This is a genomic window from Mesorhizobium sp. WSM4823 (genome assembly GCF_055811195.1).
Map to the genome: position 1 here is coordinate 563,992 of NZ_JBVVQL010000002.1, position 17,756 is coordinate 581,747.

Genomic DNA, 17,756 nt, shown 5'->3' on the forward strand with positions numbered 1-17,756 from the left:
ACCCTGAACCGACCATGAATGGGTTTCTTGGCTCGGATTGAGATAAAGGCTTTTGGCAGCATCGGCACAGGCAATCGAATCGCTTGAAGCCCACCGTCTCCATCAAAAAACGATGTCTGCAGCGGGTCAGCTGCAAAAATGGACACTGTGAAAAGTTTCCGGATTCCCTGATATCGCAACGTAGGAACCGGGGAGGTATTGGACATCATCAAATTCACTTCAGAAAGAAAACCTGAAGTCTCAGTGCATTCTAGACACATGTCTTCATTTTGGCACTGATGGTAAATGAATGAGGTGTTCCCGTGACTATCGCATTTCAGTCTGCAAAGTTGCAATCTGGTCTTTTTTCGCAACGGAGGGTACTTGTTGCAGGCGGGGCCGGATTTCTCGGATCACATCTGTGCGAACGTCTTTTGCAAGACGGTCATTCTGTTATCTGCGTAGACAATTTATCCACGGGGCGGCTTGAGAATTTGCGCCACCTCCTGAACTACGACACGTTCAGCTTTGTGCGCCACGATATTGTGGAACGGCTCGATCTGCCGGTCAACGAGATCTACAATCTCGCCTGCCCGGCTTCACCGCCGCACTACCAGGCCGACCCGGTCCATACGTTGAAGACGAACGTGATCGGGTCGCTCAATCTTCTGGAACTGGCAGCACATTACCAGGCGCGGATTTTCCAGGCTTCCACCTCGGAAGTCTACGGCGATCCCCATGTGCATCCGCAGCCCGAAAGCTATTGGGGCAATGTCAATTCCTTCGGTCCGCGCTCTTGTTATGACGAAGGGAAGCGCTCTGCCGAGACTCTGTTCTACGATTTTCATCAGCAATACGGCGTCGACATCCGTATCGTGCGCATCTTCAACACCTATGGTCCGCGCATGCGCCCGGATGACGGCCGGGTCGTTTCCAACTTCATCGTGCAGGCGCTCAAGGGCGAAGACATCACCGTTTACGGCGACGGGTCGCAGACCCGTTCCTTCTGTTACGTGGACGATCTGATCGAAGGCTTCTACCGGCTCATGTACAGCCCTCAGGCGATCCATACGCCTATCAACATCGGCAATCCCGGCGAATTTACAGTCGGTGAGTTGGCCGAGCAGGTCGTCGGAATGACCGGCTCGAGCTCCAAAGTCGTCTATCACCCGTTGCCCGTAGACGATCCGCGCCAGCGTCGACCCGACATCACAGTGGCCCAGAGAGAACTTGGATGGGAGCCGACCGTGGCGTTGGCCGATGGGCTGAAGTCAACGATCGCTTATTTCGAACGGCAGTTGAGGAAGCCCTCCGGAAAGCTGGCGGAGGCCGCCTGATGTCCGGCAAGAACGTACTTGTCGTTGGTGGGGCCGGCTTTATCGGCAGCCATACAGCCAAGCTTTTGGCCAGGCAGAGTTATGATCCGATTGTCTATGACAATCTATCCACCGGGCACCGGTCAGCCGTCCGATGGGGCGCCTTCGTTGAAGGCAACATCCTTGATTCGGAGCGATTGACCCAGGTCATGGATGAGTATCGCCCTATCGGGGTGATCCATTTTGCTGCATCGGCCTATGTCGGCGAATCCGTAGAGAAACCGGCAAAATATTACCAGAACAACGTCAACGGGACCCAATCGCTGCTGGACGCCTGCCAGAGAAGCGGAACGCGCAATATCATCTTCTCGTCAAGCTGCGCCACCTACGGCATTCCGGATCGCTTGCCGATCCGCGAAGGCGAGAGCCAGCGCCCGATCAATCCTTATGGACGCACGAAGCTCATCGCGGAGCAAATGCTTGCCGATTATTCGGCTGCCTATGCGCTACGTTACGTGGCGCTGCGTTATTTCAATGCGTCCGGCGCGGATATCGACGGGGAAATCGGCGAAACCCACGATCCAGAAACACATCTCATTCCGCGAGCCATGATGGCCGCTGCAGGCAGGATCGATTTTCTCGAAGTCTATGGCCAGGATTACGATACGCCCGACGGCACCTGCATTCGCGACTATATTCATGTCGCGGATCTCGCGCGCGCGCATGTGCTGGCGCTCGAACATCTGATCAACGGCGGTGGCAATCTGGCCGTCAATCTTGGCAGCGGGCGTGGTACATCCATCAAGGAAATTCTCGAAGCGATCAGCCGGCTGACAGGTCGTAACGTGCCGGTCGAGATGCGCGCTCGTCGTGCGGGCGATCCTCCGGTGCTTTATGCCGATCCGGCGCTCGCTGCCGAAAAACTTGGCTTTCAGGCGCTCTATTCCGATCTCGATACGATCATTCGCACAGCGGCTCCCTTCTTCGGGCTCGAGGTGCGCTCATGAGCACGCCGCGCATCGCGCTGTCCGTTGACAGGGGAGAACCCCTGATGGTGCCGGTCTTCACCGGCCGAAAGCGCGTCGAGTACGTTATGGGGGCGGTTTTGTGGGCGATGGCCGTCGCATTCTTCTGGCAATGGTGGGTTTTCGGAGCCACCCACACCGACATGGTCGGCTCAATTCTGGTGACGGCGCTTCTGGCGTGGGTAACGCTTATGCCAGTCTACTTCATCACCATTTTCTTCAATGCACGCCGGCCGCACGGACGGCTGCGTATTTCCGCAGGAAGTCGCGTTGCCATGGTGGTCACCAAGGCTCCATCAGAACCTTTTGAGGTGGTGGCCGAAACCTTGCGGGCCATGTTAGCCCAGAACGTGCCTCACGACACGTGGCTGGCCGATGAGGATCCATCGCCCGCAACGCTCGCATGGTGTCGCGAACATGGCGTATTCGTTTCCACCCGCAAAAATCGCGCCGATTACCATCGCCAGTCCTGGCCCCGCCGCACACGCTGCAAGGAAGGCAACCTGGCTTTCTTTTACGATCATTATGGCTACGACCAATATGATTTTGTGTCGCAGCTCGATGCCGATCATGTTCCCGAACCGGACTACCTATATAACATGTTGCGGCCTTTTGCCGACCAGACAATCGGTTATGTTTCCGCGCCCAGCATTTGCGATCGCAATGCACATGAAAGCTGGTCCGCGCGTGGCCGCCTCTACATCGAAGCGAGCATGCACGGGTCACTGCAAGCCGGATACAACAATGGCTTCGCGCCCGTATGCATCGGATCGCACTATGCGGTGCGCACTGCGGCACTGAAGGAAATCGGCGGGCTGGGGCCAGAACTCGCCGAGGATCATTCCACAACGCTCTTCATGAATGCCTATGGCTGGCGAGGGGCTCACGCGCTTGATGCCATCGCCCATGGCGACGGCCCAAGGACGTTTGCCGACCTTGTAACGCAGGAGTTCCAGTGGTCGCGGAGCCTGGTGACGATCCTGTTGCAATACTCACCAAAACTGATCGGACACTTGCCGCTGCGTTTGAAGGTTCAATTCCTATTTTCGCAGTTCTGGTACCCGCTTTACGCCTTCTTCCTTGCTCTGACATTCCTGTTGCCCGTGATTGTGCTGGTCAATGGCGATAATTTCGTCAACGTCACTTACCCAGAGTTTCTGCTCCATTTCATGCCGCAGTCGCTTATGATCCTGCTTTTGGCATTCTGGTGGCGGTCGAGTCGCACATTTCGGCCTATCGACGGCAAGATTTTTAGTTGGGAAGCGATGTTGTTTTTGCTGGCACGCTGGCCGTGGGTTCTGGCTGGAACCTTTGCCGCGTTCCGTGACTGGATGACCGGATCCTTTGTTGATTTTCGCGTCACGCCAAAAGGCACGTCCGAAGTCGATCCACTGCCGTTTCGCGTGCTGGCGCCGTATGCCTTCGTGGTCCTGATCTCCATTCTGCCGGTCGTGTTCGCGCAGGATGCGTATCAAACGCGCGGCTTTTTCGTCTTCGCCATCATCAATGCTTGCTTTTACTTGCTGCTGATTTTCATAATCTTGCTGCAGCATGGCAGGGAGAATAACGTGCGGATGAAAAGCCGTGCCTATCGCCCCGCGCTGGCAAGCAGTTTCATGGCCCTTTTGATGGTTACCAGCTTCGCCACGGTCGAGCGTGGACGCGACGGCATTGAGGCGCTCGCCTGGGGAACTAAAAGCTTTTCCCTGTTCGACGACAGCTTCTCAATTGCAGGGGCAGGCGTCGGTGGTCGCGCTGTTCACAAGACCATCTTCAATCCACGTTGGCGCACTCCCAGCAATTCAAATCAGCGATAGAAGGCAATCAACACATGAAGATCGCAATCATTGGAACAGACTATGTCGGTTTGGTCAGCGGCACATGCCCGGCCGCACTGCCTCATGCGACCGAACACGCCCATCGAGGACAAACGGCGGGAACCGCTCATCTCGAGATGGCAGGAGGTTCCGGTGGCAGTTTCTAAATCTGAAAGGGCTCTATTGCTGTCAGGTTTCCGGATGCTGACAGCAGTCGCTTGGGCAGTGTCCTGCATTGCCGCACCGGCCTTTGCCTCTTCCTCACAGGTTTCCGTTCTGCCGGAAGGGGCACGTCCCATGACAGCAGGCGAAATCTACGATCTCTATAGAGACAAGAGCTGGCAGTGGGACAGCGGAGCCGGACGGATGGTAGGCGCGGACCGGCAATTTTCGGCATGGACGGACGGTGAGACGGGCAAATCCTGGGCGGAAGGCCGCTGGATCATCACCGAGACAGGTTGGATGTGTCTCAACGCGACATGGCATTCCGAACAGGGTGTATTTCCCGCCAAGACCTGCTTTTCGCATCGCATCGATAATGGAACGATCTATCAGAAGCGCGAGCCCGGTGGTGAGTGGTATGCGTTCCGTAACGCCGAGGTCCACCAAGACGACGAGGCCAGCAAGCTAGTGTCCACCGATCTGGTTTCCCGTCCACTCGATGCCATCAAAGCCGCGCTTGGTGCGGCACATCTGAACAGTAAGAAAGGGAGGGGGCCTTGAAAAGTCTCTTTAAACTATTAGCAGCCTTGCTTTGCGGCGCATGCATTTCCGGTGGTGTCTATGCAGCCAGCGGCGTGTCGGGAGCGAGTGTCGACAGCCGCAATCAGTTTCGGGACAAGCGTCCCATCATCACGGCTGACTCCGTAACCCCCGGCGCCTACGATCCGCACGCGGATTATACCAACGATTCCAACTCAAAAATCGAACATCTTTTTCTTCCCTGGGAAGATGTGGATCTGGCAACGCTCAGCGCCGCAGATGCCTATGCGCGTGAGCGTGGACGTTCCCTGTTGATCACAGTCGAGCCGTGGTCCTGGGCGCGGGACTGGCGTGTAGGTCCTGAGGATTTGCTCGCCGGGATTTTGGGCGGGCGCTACGATGCCAATATGTCAGCGGTCTGCTCTGCGGCGGCGCAGCTGAAAAGCCCCGTCACTATCCGCTGGGGGCAGGAAATGGAAGATAATGACGGGCAATTCACCTGGGCTTTCTGGAATGCTGAAGGTTATGTGAACGCCTATAGGCATGTCATCGACATATGCCGCAAGCATCTTCCGTCGGCCCAATACATGTGGTCACCGAAAGGAGAAGAAGGACTGGAAGCCTTCTATCCTGGCGACAAATATGTCGACATTATCGGTCTGTCCGTCTTTGGCTATCAGCCCTATGACAAGCTGGAGGTCGGTCGTGATACGACTTTTGTGGAGCGCACAAAGCCGGGTTATGACCGTGTCACGGGCTTCGGCAAACCAATCGCCATTGCGGAGCTTGGCTACGAGGGTAACGACGAATATGCTCGTGACTGGGCCGCGGAAGCAAACAAGCCGCATGCCGAGTTCCCGGACATGACAGCCGTTGTCTACTTCAACGATCGTGAAGTCTATCCATGGCCGAGAAATGTCGGCCGGCCCGATTGGCGCGTGGCCAACCATCCGCTGGACTGATCCAAGTCGTTCGACACAGTGGTTCGACTTTCACCAGATGGCCGAACCGCTCCGTCCCTTTATTTCTATGCGGTTCCAACGCAGGACTTACTCAGTCCTACTGGAATTGCCTTGGTGGAGAGAAGTAAAATGTTTTCGATCCGTTCGATTATCTCAAGTGCGGTGTTGTTTGTGTTCTTGCTTGCAGGCAATGCCTACGCCGCTCCCAAACAACCGGCGGGCGACACTATAGAAAAACGCGCCGCTGCCGCGACGCCGATGAAGGCCTCAGCGGTTGAAAAGCTCTATGCCGGCCGCACCTGGAAATGGCAAAACGGCGGTGGGTTCTATTCTGCGGAGACAACTGCTCGCGGGCTGTTCTCTGCAAATAGGAAGCCGTTCGCCGCTTGGTCGCGCAAACGGGCAGCATGGTCCTATGCGGAGGGAAACTGGTATGCGACCAATGGGGGCAAGCTCTGTATGCGCGCTATCTGGGCCAGCAAAGTAGCGAAAGGGAGTCTGGCCAGAAACGGTGCAATCACATGTTTCCTGCACCGTGAAAAACATGGCGTCGTTTATCAGAAGCCTTCCACTGGTGGGAAATGGTATGTCTTTCGTCACAATCCCGCTCGCCGGGACGATGAGGCGCGCAAACTGGTCAAAGATAATCGGGTAAGCAAAGAAGTTTCGCATCTTAAGGCGAATTCTCGATAACCGCTCAAAAACGGAGCCGCCGCGGCTTCAGGCTCAGGCGCGGCGGCTTCTGTCAAAACCAGGTCCAACATTAAACGCCCGGCTGATTCGAGACCCTTCGAGTGTAGCAACGCGCTTTCTGACCAAAGCCGCTCGGAGTGCAGACATAGCTGTTGCTGTTCAAGTACCGGGATGCTGATATTTTAACGACCTTGCCTACGGGTTTCTTGTTGTAGCGAACATCGTTGTTAACCCGATATTTGACAAGGTAGACGGACCGTGTCTCTCTCTCTGGCTTACGCAATTCGCCTGCTTGCGCGTTTGCGCCGAGAGCCACGGAAACAGCAAGCCCGATCGCTGCAATCGCCACTCTTCTAAAACGGTTCCGATGCGCAGTAGAAAACGTCATGTGCTAGCCTCCAATGTTTTTGTTCTGGAGTGCGTTGTACCCACAGGACTTTAGGTTCTGGTTTGAACTATCTTGATAAATTTAGACAAAATGTTGCATTCCCCATGCCTCAGGTGGGGCGATTTGACCAAAATGAGGCCGGCGGCGCGTCCGCCGATGGATGCGAAATTCCACTTCGTCTTCTCGTTGCATCGCGGGGCGGGAAGCGCCGGCCGGCGATGCAACTGCATGCTTGTCGAGAGAGAGCCGGACCGAGGCCAGCCCAACAAGCCTGAGCCGCTTCGCGGTGGTGCGTTTCCGAGCCAGCTTTGATTGGCAGTTTCGGACCAAGCGGACGCTTCGGACGCGCTTTCAATTCACAGGCCGCAGGTAAGCCGGCATTCGCCCTGGTGGCCGAGCCTGGCACCCGCAAATATGTCGGCAGCGCGTTTGTCAGCGTAAATCGTGAGATACGGGAACGGCTGCGGAGGCGCGTCCAGGAACATGCCGGGCCACCGCCCAGACACCCAAAGCGGCCGGCAAGGCATTGGTAGGTCGGGCATCACGGCCGCGGGACAGGAAGGACCTTTGGCACGCCTTGCTGCAGGATTTCTGGGACCAGGAGTAAGGTCACGCTCGCAGCATTGAGTTATCGCAATGCATCTTGGGCGGCTAATTTGTGCTTTTCGAAGATCGCTACCTTCTGCGGATAGGTGATCCGTACCTTGCCGTTGCACCCGTTGCATCTGAAGTGCGCGATCGTTCTTAGCGCAGAGGCCTTCCTTACCGCCGGATGCGAGCAATCCGGACAATCGAATGTGAGGGCAACATCAGATAAGTCTTGGGCCAAGCTCATTTCCATCTCCTTCGCAAAGCGCTGTGGCTGCACTCTGGCGGGCGTTAATGGGCAATACAGATGCCGATCGGCTTGCCAACGCGGGGCCATAACAATTCGCCTCCGAACGCCGCCAGCTAGTGCGCCTTCTCTGCGCCCTTTGAGCGACGAAGAGATTTAACTTCGTCCAGCAGTTTCGGCTCGTAGGTAGTAATTTTTCGGATGATTGCGACAATCGCCACCGCCAAGGCCTCGGCATCCCGGCTTAAAGGGTCGATGTGTTCATCTCCGCAAACCTGATCAAACACGCCTTCACAAATAGCCAAATCATGAGGGCTGAGGCAGGTGCGAGTGAAACGCTGACTCGCTGCACGTGGTTGCGGAGGACCTTTTTTTGCGGATGAACCGCTGGGACGCGTGTTGAAATAGGGTGCCTCGCTGACTGGTACTTTCAATAATCCTAAAATCAGCGCGCACTCGCGAGCTCTAGACGTCGAGCTTTGTTCTGGGACATGAAATCCTTGTCGGAATTCCGCCACCTCTTTCGGAGTTCGCGTGCAACTGAATTTACTGTATCGATCAAGAATTATCCTGCGACGAGCTTCGCTGTCGAGCTTTGCTATCATCTCGATGGACTCCTCAACTAATTCCACGACGACCGATTCTATACGTACCAAGTTGAAGAGTGTCGTTAGCTTCCCATCCAGAAACTTATCTCGGAATGCATTTTCTTGCTGTAACCAAGCGTGATGGCGCTCTGTGGACTCGCGTTCCGCTAGTCTTGCCAGATGCCTGTGATACACCACATGATTGAGGTGGAGATGGGCATACCGGAATCGGATACGGCACTACGCGATGGACGCTAAGAGGCAGGACGAGGCGCTTGCGAGGCAGGCGCTTGAGCGCGATCGACGTCGTTGGCCGCGCGAAGCTCAACCTTACAACGAGGCCGCCCCGTCACTTGCGCCGGCGCTCGAACCTTTGCTCTTTTCAACGCTCGAACTGGCGCCAGAGGATCAATTCGTCGCTTGGCAGGCGCATATGGCTCCGCTTGTCGAGATCGAGTTGCCGGATGATAAATCACTCGACGATGGCTTTCCCGCCGACCACACGGCTTGGAACCTCGGCGGCATGCTGATCGTTCAACATCGCGCACCGGCGCATAGTTATACGCGTTCTGCTGCGAAGCTTCGGTCCAGCTCGATCGATCACTGGTATATTGCTTTGCCGCATACTGGCCGGTCGTGGACGGAGGTCGATCGCCGCGTAGCGGAAAACCAGCCGGGCAAATTGGAGATTAGATCGCTTGGCTATCCGTTTCGCGGGAGGGCAACGGAATCCCAAAGTCTCTTTCTCTATTTGCCGCGTGATTTGTTCGCCGATGCGGCGGCAACCCTGGACGCAAAGAATAATTCAATTCTGTCCGGCAACTTTGCCAACCTTTTGCTCGACTACCTCAACAGCATCGAAGCAAGACTGCGCAGTCTCACGGCTGACGATCTGCCCCGCATCGTGCACGCAACACGCAGCATGATCATTGCCTGCCTCTCGCCGCCGGCGGAACATGCCGCAGCCACCGAACAACTGGTGAGTGTCGCGCTGATGGAGCGAGCCCGTCGATACGTCCACAACAACCTGGTTGCGGCTCATCTGACGCCGGATTCAATGTGCCGGGCGCTCGGCGTCTCGCGCTCTCGTCTTTATCAGTTGTTCGAACCGAGTGGTGGTGTTCTCCACTACATACAAAGTCGCCGACTTCTGGCAGCCCATGTTGCGCTTAGCGATCCGGCGGACAGCCGGCGCATTGTCAATATTGCCGAAGCCGTCGGGTTTAGTTCAGCGGCTAATTTCAGCCGAGCATTTAGCAAGGAATTCGGTTACAGCCCCCGCGAAGTCCGAAGTTCCGTGGTGTTGCCGCGCCCCGCCCATTCTGTTTCGCATGCCGGACACGAGGATGCCTCTCCCTTTGAACATTGGCTCAAAGCGCTCGGAAGCTGAGTACAGGATCGGGTGGGGCGGGCTCAAAACAAGGGCGGGGAAGATCAGCCGCCTCATGGACCAGATTATTTCGTGTCGCGTCCACCGCGCCATCAATTATTGCCAATTCCCGATTTATTAACCAACTGTTCATCGATGTCACTGCCAATCACAGCGGAGCATACATTGCAACTACCCAGCATGAGACACTTGTTGAGACTGCGAGTTGTATGTTTGCCAAGCTTGACGGTTATGCTAGTTCTGGACTGGGGGACGTGGATTCTCACTGCCCATGGAGGTCGCTATTGCACCCGGAGGCATCAGGGGTCGGCACGGAGAGCGAGGGGCCTGCCTCAAGCGATGCACCACGTCCCGGCGAAGCGCTGCTCGCTGACCTTCTGGCGTACACGACCGAATTTTTGTCGTTCTACGATCGCGACTTCTGTCTGACGCATTACGCAGCCAAACTCAAAGGCGTGTACGGAGACGCGGTGGTGCCGGGTGCCGCCGTTTGGGAGATCTACCCGAGCTTCCTCGATGCGAGGTATCGTGACGAATTTCTTCGTGTGTTCCACGGCGGCTCACCGGCAAGCATTGATTTGCCGCGTTCATCGGGTGAAGCGCCACGGTCCGCTTTCGTTTTCGCCACTGCGAATGGTGTGGGAATCATCGAATCAAGGGGGCGCGATGGGCGAAGCGTCGTGGAGGAGCAAGAGCATGTAATTCTGCTCCATCAGGCGACGCACGACGTACTGACTGGACTGCAGAATCGGCGGCGATTCGGCGAGCGGCTGCAGCAGGCAATGGCCGCCCTCGGCGGATCAAAGCCGAAAGCAGCCCTTCTGCAAATCGATCTTGACGATTTCAAAGCGGTCAACGACACGCTTGGCCATGGAGCAGGCGACACTCTTCTTCAACTCGCGGCGGGCCGTATCCGCGACGCGCTGCAGGACGGCGAATCCGCATACCGGTATGCCGGCGATGAGTTCGCTGTCATCCAATTGGGAAAGGAGCAGCCAGCAGAGGCTGAGCGCCTCGCCGGATCGCTGGTCGACGCGTTCAAGAACCCGTTCGTCATCAACGGCATTCCCGTCTTCGTAGGCTCGAGCATCGGAATTGCTTTCGGGCCGGAGCACGGGACCGATGGCGAACAGTTGATGAAAGCCGCTGATATTGCCCTTTACGCGGCCAAGACAGATGGACGAGGCTGCGCTCGAACATTCAACCGTTCGATGCTGCTCTTGCTCGAGCAACGCGAGAACCTGAGACGCAGTCTTCGAACCGCGCTGGAGCAAGGCGAACTTTATCTGGAATATCAGCCGCTCATTCGGCCTCCCGCGTCGGTGATCGGTTTCGAAGCGCTGCTGCGGTGGCGGCACCCCGAGGTCGGAACCATTCCACCCAACGTGTTCATACCGATCGCCGAAGCCGACGGCCTGATGGACGAGATTGGGCGATGGGTGCTCGAGGAAGCCTGTCGCCAGGCATTGACGTGGCCTTCCTCGCTGACAGTCGCAGTGAACCTGTCGCCGGCTCAGTTCCTTAGCGGTTCGCTGACGGACACGGTCGCTCAGATCATCGACAAAGTTGGAATCGAAGCCGACAGACTTGAACTTGAAATAACCGAGACGGTCCTGCTTGAAAAGACGATCGACAATATCGACACGTTGAACACTCTGAACGTTTTGGGAATACGAATTTCGCTCGACGATTTTGGAACGTACTATTCCTCGTTAAGCTACCTTAAAAACTTCCCCTTCGATACTTTGAAGATAGATCGGTACTTTATTGCGGACCTGGAGACCGATCTCAAAAGCCAAACGATCGTGCGGTCGATAATGACTCTGGCGCACGGCCTGGGGATAAGTGTCACTGCCGAGGGGGTCGAGACGTCGGCACAGGCACGGTGGCTGATCAAGGAGAATTGCGATGGCCTGCAAGGCAACTTCCTGGGAAAACCGCTTGGAGCCGAGGCGATTGGCGATTTCATCAGGCGTTCCCCGCTGAGGGTCGTACGGGCGATGGAGGAATCGAATCGGGCGCTCTAGCGCCTTGCACCCTTTGTTAACGATGAAGGGGGGATTTGTAGAACGATCGAGGCAGATACCCGCGCAATTCTTCGAGGTGATGCGGGACTGACATCACCGGCGCGGTAGGACTTGTCGTCGCGGAGGCCATCACCCCGCTAGGGCTTAACACTGATGGAACAAGTGAGGATGCCGATGGGAACTGTTCATCACGATCTGGCTGAGCCGACTTTTGAGGCGATGATACAGTTCGACATGGAAATCAAAGCTTTTGTCTCCGCTTGGAAACATTGCGATTATGTCTCTACATACATGGCCCGGATGATCAGTCAAAACAGGTCAGATTCGGTCTATCATTCAAATCTCTTTTCCTCTGCCTTCAACGAATTGCTGGAAGTCGCTTTTCGGACGCGCCATTCCGACGGCGAACTGGCATGCAGGGTGTCACGCCATGGCGCGACGGACAGGATCGAGTTGACACTTCCTTGCGTGCCGGAGGAACGCCAATTCTACGAACAAGCCGTGGCGCAAGTCGCAGGAACAGAGGCCAAAGAGCGATACCTCAATTCGGTGTCTGGGGATCTCGCGCCCAGCCGCGAGGTGGTACTTTTGGAACTGGCTGTCGACTACAACGCGACGCTCCGCATCGAGGAAGCCGACGGCGATGCAATCAGGCTTGTCGTCGATCTTCCGCTCGAGGGCTTGCAAAATTGAACCCTTACGACGTTCTCCCGCGTTTCAAGGCGCAATACGACGCCAACAATCAGGAGTTCTCCATATCGGGGGTGGTCCGGCCTCAGGCAATCGATGAACTTGGACCCAGCATAGCATTGCTTCGCGATGCGATCGGCCGTGTGCGCGGCGTTCTCTACGTCAATGTCAGACGTCTGACTCAGATGAACAACGCTGCTTTTCACGCCTTTTCGAGGATCATTCTCGACGCTTGTCGGGCTCGACCCGATCTCAAATTCATCGTCATCACGTCAAGCGTCGTCGCATGGACGTCACGAAAGTTCGGTCGCCTGAGTGGAATCGAACCGAACATTACGGTCGAGGAGTATGACAGCGAATTCTATCCGGGGCAGGGCTTCCTTGAGGAAGGCGGGTTCGTGCCGATCCTGCGCACACAAACAAAGATGACCTGGCACCACGAGCGCGCAATCTTGCCCCGACACGGCATGAGGCCCGGGATTGTGATGGCCGACGTCTGTTGCGGCATAGGTGATTTCGCCGTGCTCGTGCAGAAGGAGTTCCAGCCATCGCGGATCGTCGCCCTCGACCACTCCAGGTCGAGCCTTGCCTATGCGCGAAACGTGGCTGCGGAGTTCGATATCAAGGGCATCGAGTACACATATGGCGATGCATCAGAAATGCTGCTCGAGGAAAATCAGTTCGACCTCGTCACGTGCCGCCATTCGCTGCAGGTGTTCAACAAGCCCGAACTGATCCTCAGAGAACTGTTTCGCATCTGCAAGCCGGGCGGACGTGTCTACATCACCAATGAAAAAAATTCGCACTGCCTGGGCGAACCACGCGCCGACAGCATCCAGTGGACCTATAACGAGGTCGCGAAGCTGTGGGCGCACTTCCAGATGGATATTGAGCTCGGCCCGAAGAGCAAACGCTACCTGACCGAAGCGGGGCTCGAAGACATTCGGGTCGAGTCCTTCATGGTCACCAACCACGACGGCGATCCACAGGACTTCGCGGACGTCATAGCGGCATGGGAGAATGTTTATGCAGGCGAGATGGCTACCAAGCGAGGTGACACACCGGCGTTTATCAGACGGTTCCGACAGGGCTTCCAGGACCACATCTTCGCTGCGCTCCACTCCAAGGGCTATGCCGGCTGGCCGATCTGGGTTGCATCGGGAGGCAAGCCGCTATGACCGATTTGGATGCAACACCGTCCAGACCCTGGCCTGTCCTCCGGCTTAACAGCTTCCGCGCTAAATTCTTGATCGTTGTGGGTGGGGCGGTGCTGTTCGACCTCCTCGTCGGCGGCGGCGTCGCGCTGTGGAATGTGAACCGGCTTTCCCGGGACGCGACGCACCAGATCGAGAGCGGCCTCACCAAGGCAAGCCAGGAATACCTCCAGAACTATATCGAGACGACGGCGCTGCGCGCCGATCTCCTGTTCGGCAGCATGCACTCCGAGGTGACCGCACTTGCAGCCTCCATGCAGAGACTAATAGATTATCCGGCAGCAAAAGATGCGATCGGCAAGGCGTTGGCGCACAACCCCTATTTTAATGCGCCGCTTGCATATGACGCCACGGGAAACTGGTTACAGACCCGGCAAGGGTCAACTTCGGTCATGAGTGTCTGGGGATATCTCCTCGCCGCTAATCACCAGCCGAAGCCCGAAATTCTCCGCGACGTTCAGGAGAGTGCGATCTTCGATATTTTTGGCACAAGCCAGATGTCAACTGGCACCAAGAAGCTGCAGGTCTACTACGTAGGGCCGAAGTCAGGGCCGATCATGCGCACGATTCCTTATTCCGATCAGGCGCAGACCTTCGACAAGCTTTATCCAGGCCACGACAACGCGAATTTCTGGGATTTCTTCTTCCCTGGCGTCTATGAAGGCTGGGAAGGCTGGATCAGTGAGCCCGATTCGCGCCCCGTAAAGGGCGATGACATCACTGCGACTGCTCCTTACATCGACGCCATTACCGGCAAGCTCATAGTGAGCTTCTTCCACCCACTCTGGACGAAAGACCGCAGTAATGTCGCCGGCATGGTCGCTGCCGACGTTACGCTCGATCAACTCGCTGAAATCGTCGAAAGTGTGAAGGTCGCCGATACGGGCTTCGGTTTTCTCACGATGTCGAACGGCAATGTGCTCGCGATCAAGCCTGAAGGCGAGAAAATGCTCGGGCTCAAGATCGCAAGTGGTGCGGCAGGTCAAGGCGTTACCGGCCTCGATCGCTCGCTCAAAAAGAGTACGCACGCGACCGTCGCAGCGCTCGAACTTCCCGCCGACGACAAGACAGTCATTAAGCATATTTCGATTGAGGAGAACGGCACAGCCCAACCGTACATGGTCGCACTTCGCCGACTGGACCCAGTCAATCTCTGGAATAGTACGGGGTCCATCACGGCCGAAACCCTGATGCTTGGCTTCGTCGTCCCCGAACGGGAAATTTATGCTTCCCTCCTTGCTGCGCAGCAGAGCATTTCCAGCGCAACCAACCGGATCCTGATCACCCAGGTCATCGCAGTTATCGTTTCGCTACTGATCGTCTTTGCGGCTGTCTTCGGAATTTCAAAGCGGATCACTGCAGGCCTCAGTGCGCTTGCGGGGGCCGCCAAGCGGTTGCAGGCGAAAGACTATTCAGTCCGGGTAAGCATTCCGACGCGCGACGAGGTTGGAGCGGTGGGGGTCGCTTTCAACCGGATGGCTGAGCAGATCAGCTTTCACACGGAAAACCTCGAGCAGCTCGTCGACGAACGAACCAGGGAGCTCGGGGACGCCAACCAGGAGATTTCGGCACTCAACGAAAAGCTGCGAGACGAGAACGTCCGCCTCGGTGCCGAGCTCGCGGTTGCCAGGCAGATCCAGATGATGGTCCTGCCGAAACAAATTGAACTCGAAGCGATTCCTGGGCTGGAGATCGCAGCCTACATGCGTCCGGCTGACGAGGTTGGCGGCGACTACTATGACGTCCTGCAGAACGGATCACGGGTCAAGATCGGCATCGGCGACGTGACCGGTCATGGTCTTGAGAGCGGTGTGCTGATGCTGATGGTCCAATCCGTTGCGCGCGCGCTGCAGGAGACCGAAGAAGCGAATCCGCACCAGTTTCTGGATCGGCTGAACAGAGCGATCTACAAAAACATCGAGCGGACGAATACAAACAAGCATCTCTCGCTGGCCTTTCTTGACTTCGAAGATCAGCGGGTAACGCTATCCGGCCAGCATGAGGACGTTCTTGTCGTGCGTGCGGACGGGGAAGTCGAACGTATCGATACGATTGATCTGGGTCTGCCGGTTGGCCTGGAGAATGACATCTCGAAGTTCATAGCCACGCGTGACATCCTGTTCGGAAGCGGCGACGTGATCGTGCTGCACACCGACGGTGTGACCGAGGCGGAAGACCACGAAAGAAAGTTGTTCGGGTTCGAGCGCCTCAGCCAGAGCGTACAAAGACGTCACGGCAGCAGCGCCGAGGACATCAAGACTGGGATCATCGACGATCTGATGGCCCATATCGGGATCCAGAAGATCCACGATGACATCACCCTCGTGATCATAAGGCACACATAGCAATGACAACGCTGTTCGGTACCCCTGATATCGCGATCGGGATGAAGGAGAGCGTCAGTCGAGTGCGGCTGTTCGACGGACCTCTCGATTTGAGTTGGCGTCATTGTGCCACGACCTCGGACTTCATCGCCGATCTTTTCGCATTGCGCTTCCGGTCGTCCCGCAATGATTACATGGAAGTGCGGCACAGCATCGGATATCTGGTCAACGAGCTCATCGAAAATGCCGTCAAGTTTCGTGCACCGGGCGAGATCCTGATCGAGGCATCGATGGATTCGGAGAGCTTCAAGCTCAAAGTGTCGAATGACGTCGACGGTATAATTGCGTCTGGGTTCCAAAACCTTCTGGCGGACATAACAGCTGGCGACCCAGTGGACCTGCTGATACAGCGAATTGAAGCCAATGCTGCCAACCCCGACGTAGGAGGCTCCGGACTTGGATTGCTGACATTGATGAGCGACTACGGCGCGCGCCTGGCCTGGATATTCAGCGCCGCCGACGAAAGCGATCGGATTTGCGTGGAGACATATGCCTCCATTCCGATCTCGCAAATTCACAACTAAATGAAACGAAGCCAGCTTATGGAAATCAAGACAGACGATTACCGCGTGTGGACCGAAGGAAACGAAATTTTCTTCGACGGTGCAATGCGGCTTGCCAGTTCCGAATCCGGTGCGCCTATCACGGCGTTGGCGGCCAGTGTTCTTGCCTCGAATCCTTCTTCCATTACTCTCAACCTGAAGGACCTTCACTTTCTCAACTCTTCCGGCATCAACCTGCTGGCGAAATTTACCATTGAGGTGCGCAAGCATCCCGATGTTCAGCTCGTCGTGCGTGGAACGCCCGACATACCCTGGCAGTCGAAATCATTGCCCAACCTGAAGAAGCTGCATCCCGCCTTGGTGCTTTTGTTGGATTGACCAATGCCGTCCGCAGTCAGAGCAATTCCAGGAAGTGAGAACGGTTTTCCGTCCGGAATTGCAGTCAGAAAATTAGAGAGGTAGAGCGCTTCTGCGGTTCCGTGAAATGACGAACCGCCCTAGCCAAGGGCTGCGTAGGCTGGCGGCAATCCCGGACAGCAATAAGCCGGTCGGGAACGAGGCAAGAGCGCCGCGCCGGGCAAGATATGTACGCCAGGATAAGTATTAGGATGCAGAGCTAACGACAGATCGGCCTCGTGCGTAGATGCTTGCAACGGCTTGGCGGGGGCTGGGCACAGGTGGCAGGCATCTTGTTGGGGTGATGTCGTGCTGCCTGCCAATCAGCCGCCACTGCGCGGTCAAAGGTGGCGCTGTGTAGAGCCATAAGGTGCCTCGCAATGGGTCAAGACGTCTGGCACCGCAATTGCGTGGTCAGGTATGGGGGAATGGGGTGGAGGCCCGTCGCTTCGCAAATGTAGCGGCGGGTCTTCTGCATGTCGTGCCAGCCTGCGCGCTGCCGTCCGTCTCGCTTTCCTAGTCGATCGCCCTGATCGGCAGATAGCCGTTTCCAGCCATTCGCGCACTGTCTCGGTCCAGCTGAGGTGGAAAAGTCTCGAGCCACCGGAACCCGTGGTGTTCCATAGCCTTGATCCCCTGGACCGGATGAACACCTGCCCAAATCGCGCGCATCGAAAGTCTGTCCACAAACCGGGAAGGGGGATGAAATGTTTCAATTTGTATCATGCCCAGCCGGAGCACCAGTCGCTTCCGGAAGAACAATAGACCTCCTATTTGGGTGGTTAGTTTGAGTTTCGGCTCACAACCCCCATTGCGGACATCTGTAGAAAACGGCACTCCTACACCTT

15 protein-coding genes are annotated in these 17,756 nt (G+C 56.5%); 13 read left to right on the top strand and 2 right to left on the bottom strand.

What is annotated here, in order from left to right:
- Window positions 1-302 precede the first annotated feature (302 nt).
- The 6 genes from AC0L26_RS07555 (at window position 303) to AC0L26_RS07580 (ending at window position 6,494) form a co-directional block, all read left to right on the top strand.
- Window positions 303-1,316 (top strand): UDP-glucuronic acid decarboxylase family protein, encoded by a 1,014-nt coding sequence (locus AC0L26_RS07555; protein WP_473631979.1) that lies wholly within the window; start codon window positions 303-305, stop codon window positions 1,314-1,316.
- Window positions 1,316-2,302, top strand: a complete 987-nt coding sequence (gene galE, locus AC0L26_RS07560; RefSeq protein ID WP_473631980.1) for a UDP-glucose 4-epimerase GalE — start codon at window positions 1,316-1,318, stop codon at window positions 2,300-2,302. Before AC0L26_RS07555 ends, galE begins: the two co-directional genes overlap by 1 nt.
- Entirely contained in the window at window positions 2,299-4,137 is a 1,839-nt protein-coding gene (locus AC0L26_RS07565) for a glycosyltransferase (protein WP_473631981.1), read from the top strand. Before galE ends, AC0L26_RS07565 begins: the two co-directional genes overlap by 4 nt.
- 201 nt (window positions 4,138-4,338) lie before the next feature.
- On the top strand, window positions 4,339-4,860 hold the full coding sequence (locus AC0L26_RS07570; RefSeq protein WP_473632148.1) for a DUF995 domain-containing protein: 522 nt from the start codon (window positions 4,339-4,341) through the stop codon (window positions 4,858-4,860).
- On the top strand, window positions 4,857-5,801 hold the full coding sequence (locus AC0L26_RS07575; RefSeq protein ID WP_287344659.1) for a glycoside hydrolase family 26 protein: 945 nt from the start codon (window positions 4,857-4,859) through the stop codon (window positions 5,799-5,801). Before AC0L26_RS07570 ends, AC0L26_RS07575 begins: the two co-directional genes overlap by 4 nt.
- Before the next feature lie 129 nt (window positions 5,802-5,930).
- Window positions 5,931-6,494: a DUF995 domain-containing protein gene (locus AC0L26_RS07580; protein WP_473631982.1), complete on the top strand. Its 564-nt coding sequence runs from the start codon at window positions 5,931-5,933 to the stop codon at window positions 6,492-6,494.
- 70 nt (window positions 6,495-6,564) lie between these two features.
- On the opposite strand, the gene AC0L26_RS07585 is transcribed toward AC0L26_RS07580, so the two are convergent.
- Both AC0L26_RS07585 and AC0L26_RS07590 read right to left on the bottom strand, forming a co-directional pair.
- Window positions 6,565-6,882: a hypothetical protein gene (locus AC0L26_RS07585; protein ID WP_473631983.1), complete on the bottom strand. Its 318-nt coding sequence runs from the start codon at window positions 6,880-6,882 to the stop codon at window positions 6,565-6,567.
- A 951-nt stretch (window positions 6,883-7,833) separates the two neighbouring features.
- Window positions 7,834-8,322, bottom strand: coding sequence for a hypothetical protein (locus tag AC0L26_RS07590; protein ID WP_473631984.1), 489 nt, complete (start codon window positions 8,320-8,322; stop codon window positions 7,834-7,836).
- A 229-nt stretch (window positions 8,323-8,551) separates the two neighbouring features.
- Here AC0L26_RS07590 and AC0L26_RS07595 point away from each other — a divergent pair, with 229 nt between their 5' ends.
- The 7 genes from AC0L26_RS07595 to AC0L26_RS07625 all read left to right on the top strand — a co-directional run bounded on the left by AC0L26_RS07595 (window position 8,552) and on the right by AC0L26_RS07625 (window position 16,890).
- The gene (locus AC0L26_RS07595) at window positions 8,552-9,694 is read left to right on the top strand and encodes a helix-turn-helix domain-containing protein (RefSeq protein ID WP_473631985.1); all 1,143 of its coding nucleotides are present in this window, start codon (window positions 8,552-8,554) and stop codon (window positions 9,692-9,694) included.
- A gap of 284 nt (window positions 9,695-9,978) precedes the next feature.
- Window positions 9,979-11,721, top strand: coding sequence for a putative bifunctional diguanylate cyclase/phosphodiesterase (locus AC0L26_RS07600; RefSeq protein WP_473631986.1), 1,743 nt, complete (start codon window positions 9,979-9,981; stop codon window positions 11,719-11,721).
- Window positions 11,722-11,895: 174 nt separating this feature from the next.
- Entirely contained in the window at window positions 11,896-12,414 is a 519-nt protein-coding gene (locus tag AC0L26_RS07605) for a ubiquinone biosynthesis methyltransferase UbiE (RefSeq protein WP_473632149.1), read from the top strand.
- Window positions 12,411-13,589, top strand: a complete 1,179-nt coding sequence (locus AC0L26_RS07610) for a methyltransferase domain-containing protein (RefSeq protein WP_473631987.1) — start codon at window positions 12,411-12,413, stop codon at window positions 13,587-13,589. Before AC0L26_RS07605 ends, AC0L26_RS07610 begins: the two co-directional genes overlap by 4 nt.
- Window positions 13,586-15,970, top strand: coding sequence for a SpoIIE family protein phosphatase (locus AC0L26_RS07615; RefSeq protein WP_473631988.1), 2,385 nt, complete (start codon window positions 13,586-13,588; stop codon window positions 15,968-15,970). The genes AC0L26_RS07610 and AC0L26_RS07615 overlap by 4 nt, the downstream gene beginning before the upstream one ends.
- A gap of 2 nt (window positions 15,971-15,972) precedes the next feature.
- On the top strand, window positions 15,973-16,533 hold the full coding sequence (locus AC0L26_RS07620; RefSeq protein ID WP_352930940.1) for a slr1658 superfamily regulator: 561 nt from the start codon (window positions 15,973-15,975) through the stop codon (window positions 16,531-16,533).
- Between the two features lie 18 nt (window positions 16,534-16,551).
- Window positions 16,552-16,890: a slr1659 superfamily regulator gene (locus tag AC0L26_RS07625; protein ID WP_473631989.1), complete on the top strand. Its 339-nt coding sequence runs from the start codon at window positions 16,552-16,554 to the stop codon at window positions 16,888-16,890.
- The last annotated feature ends 866 nt before the right edge of the window (window positions 16,891-17,756 follow it).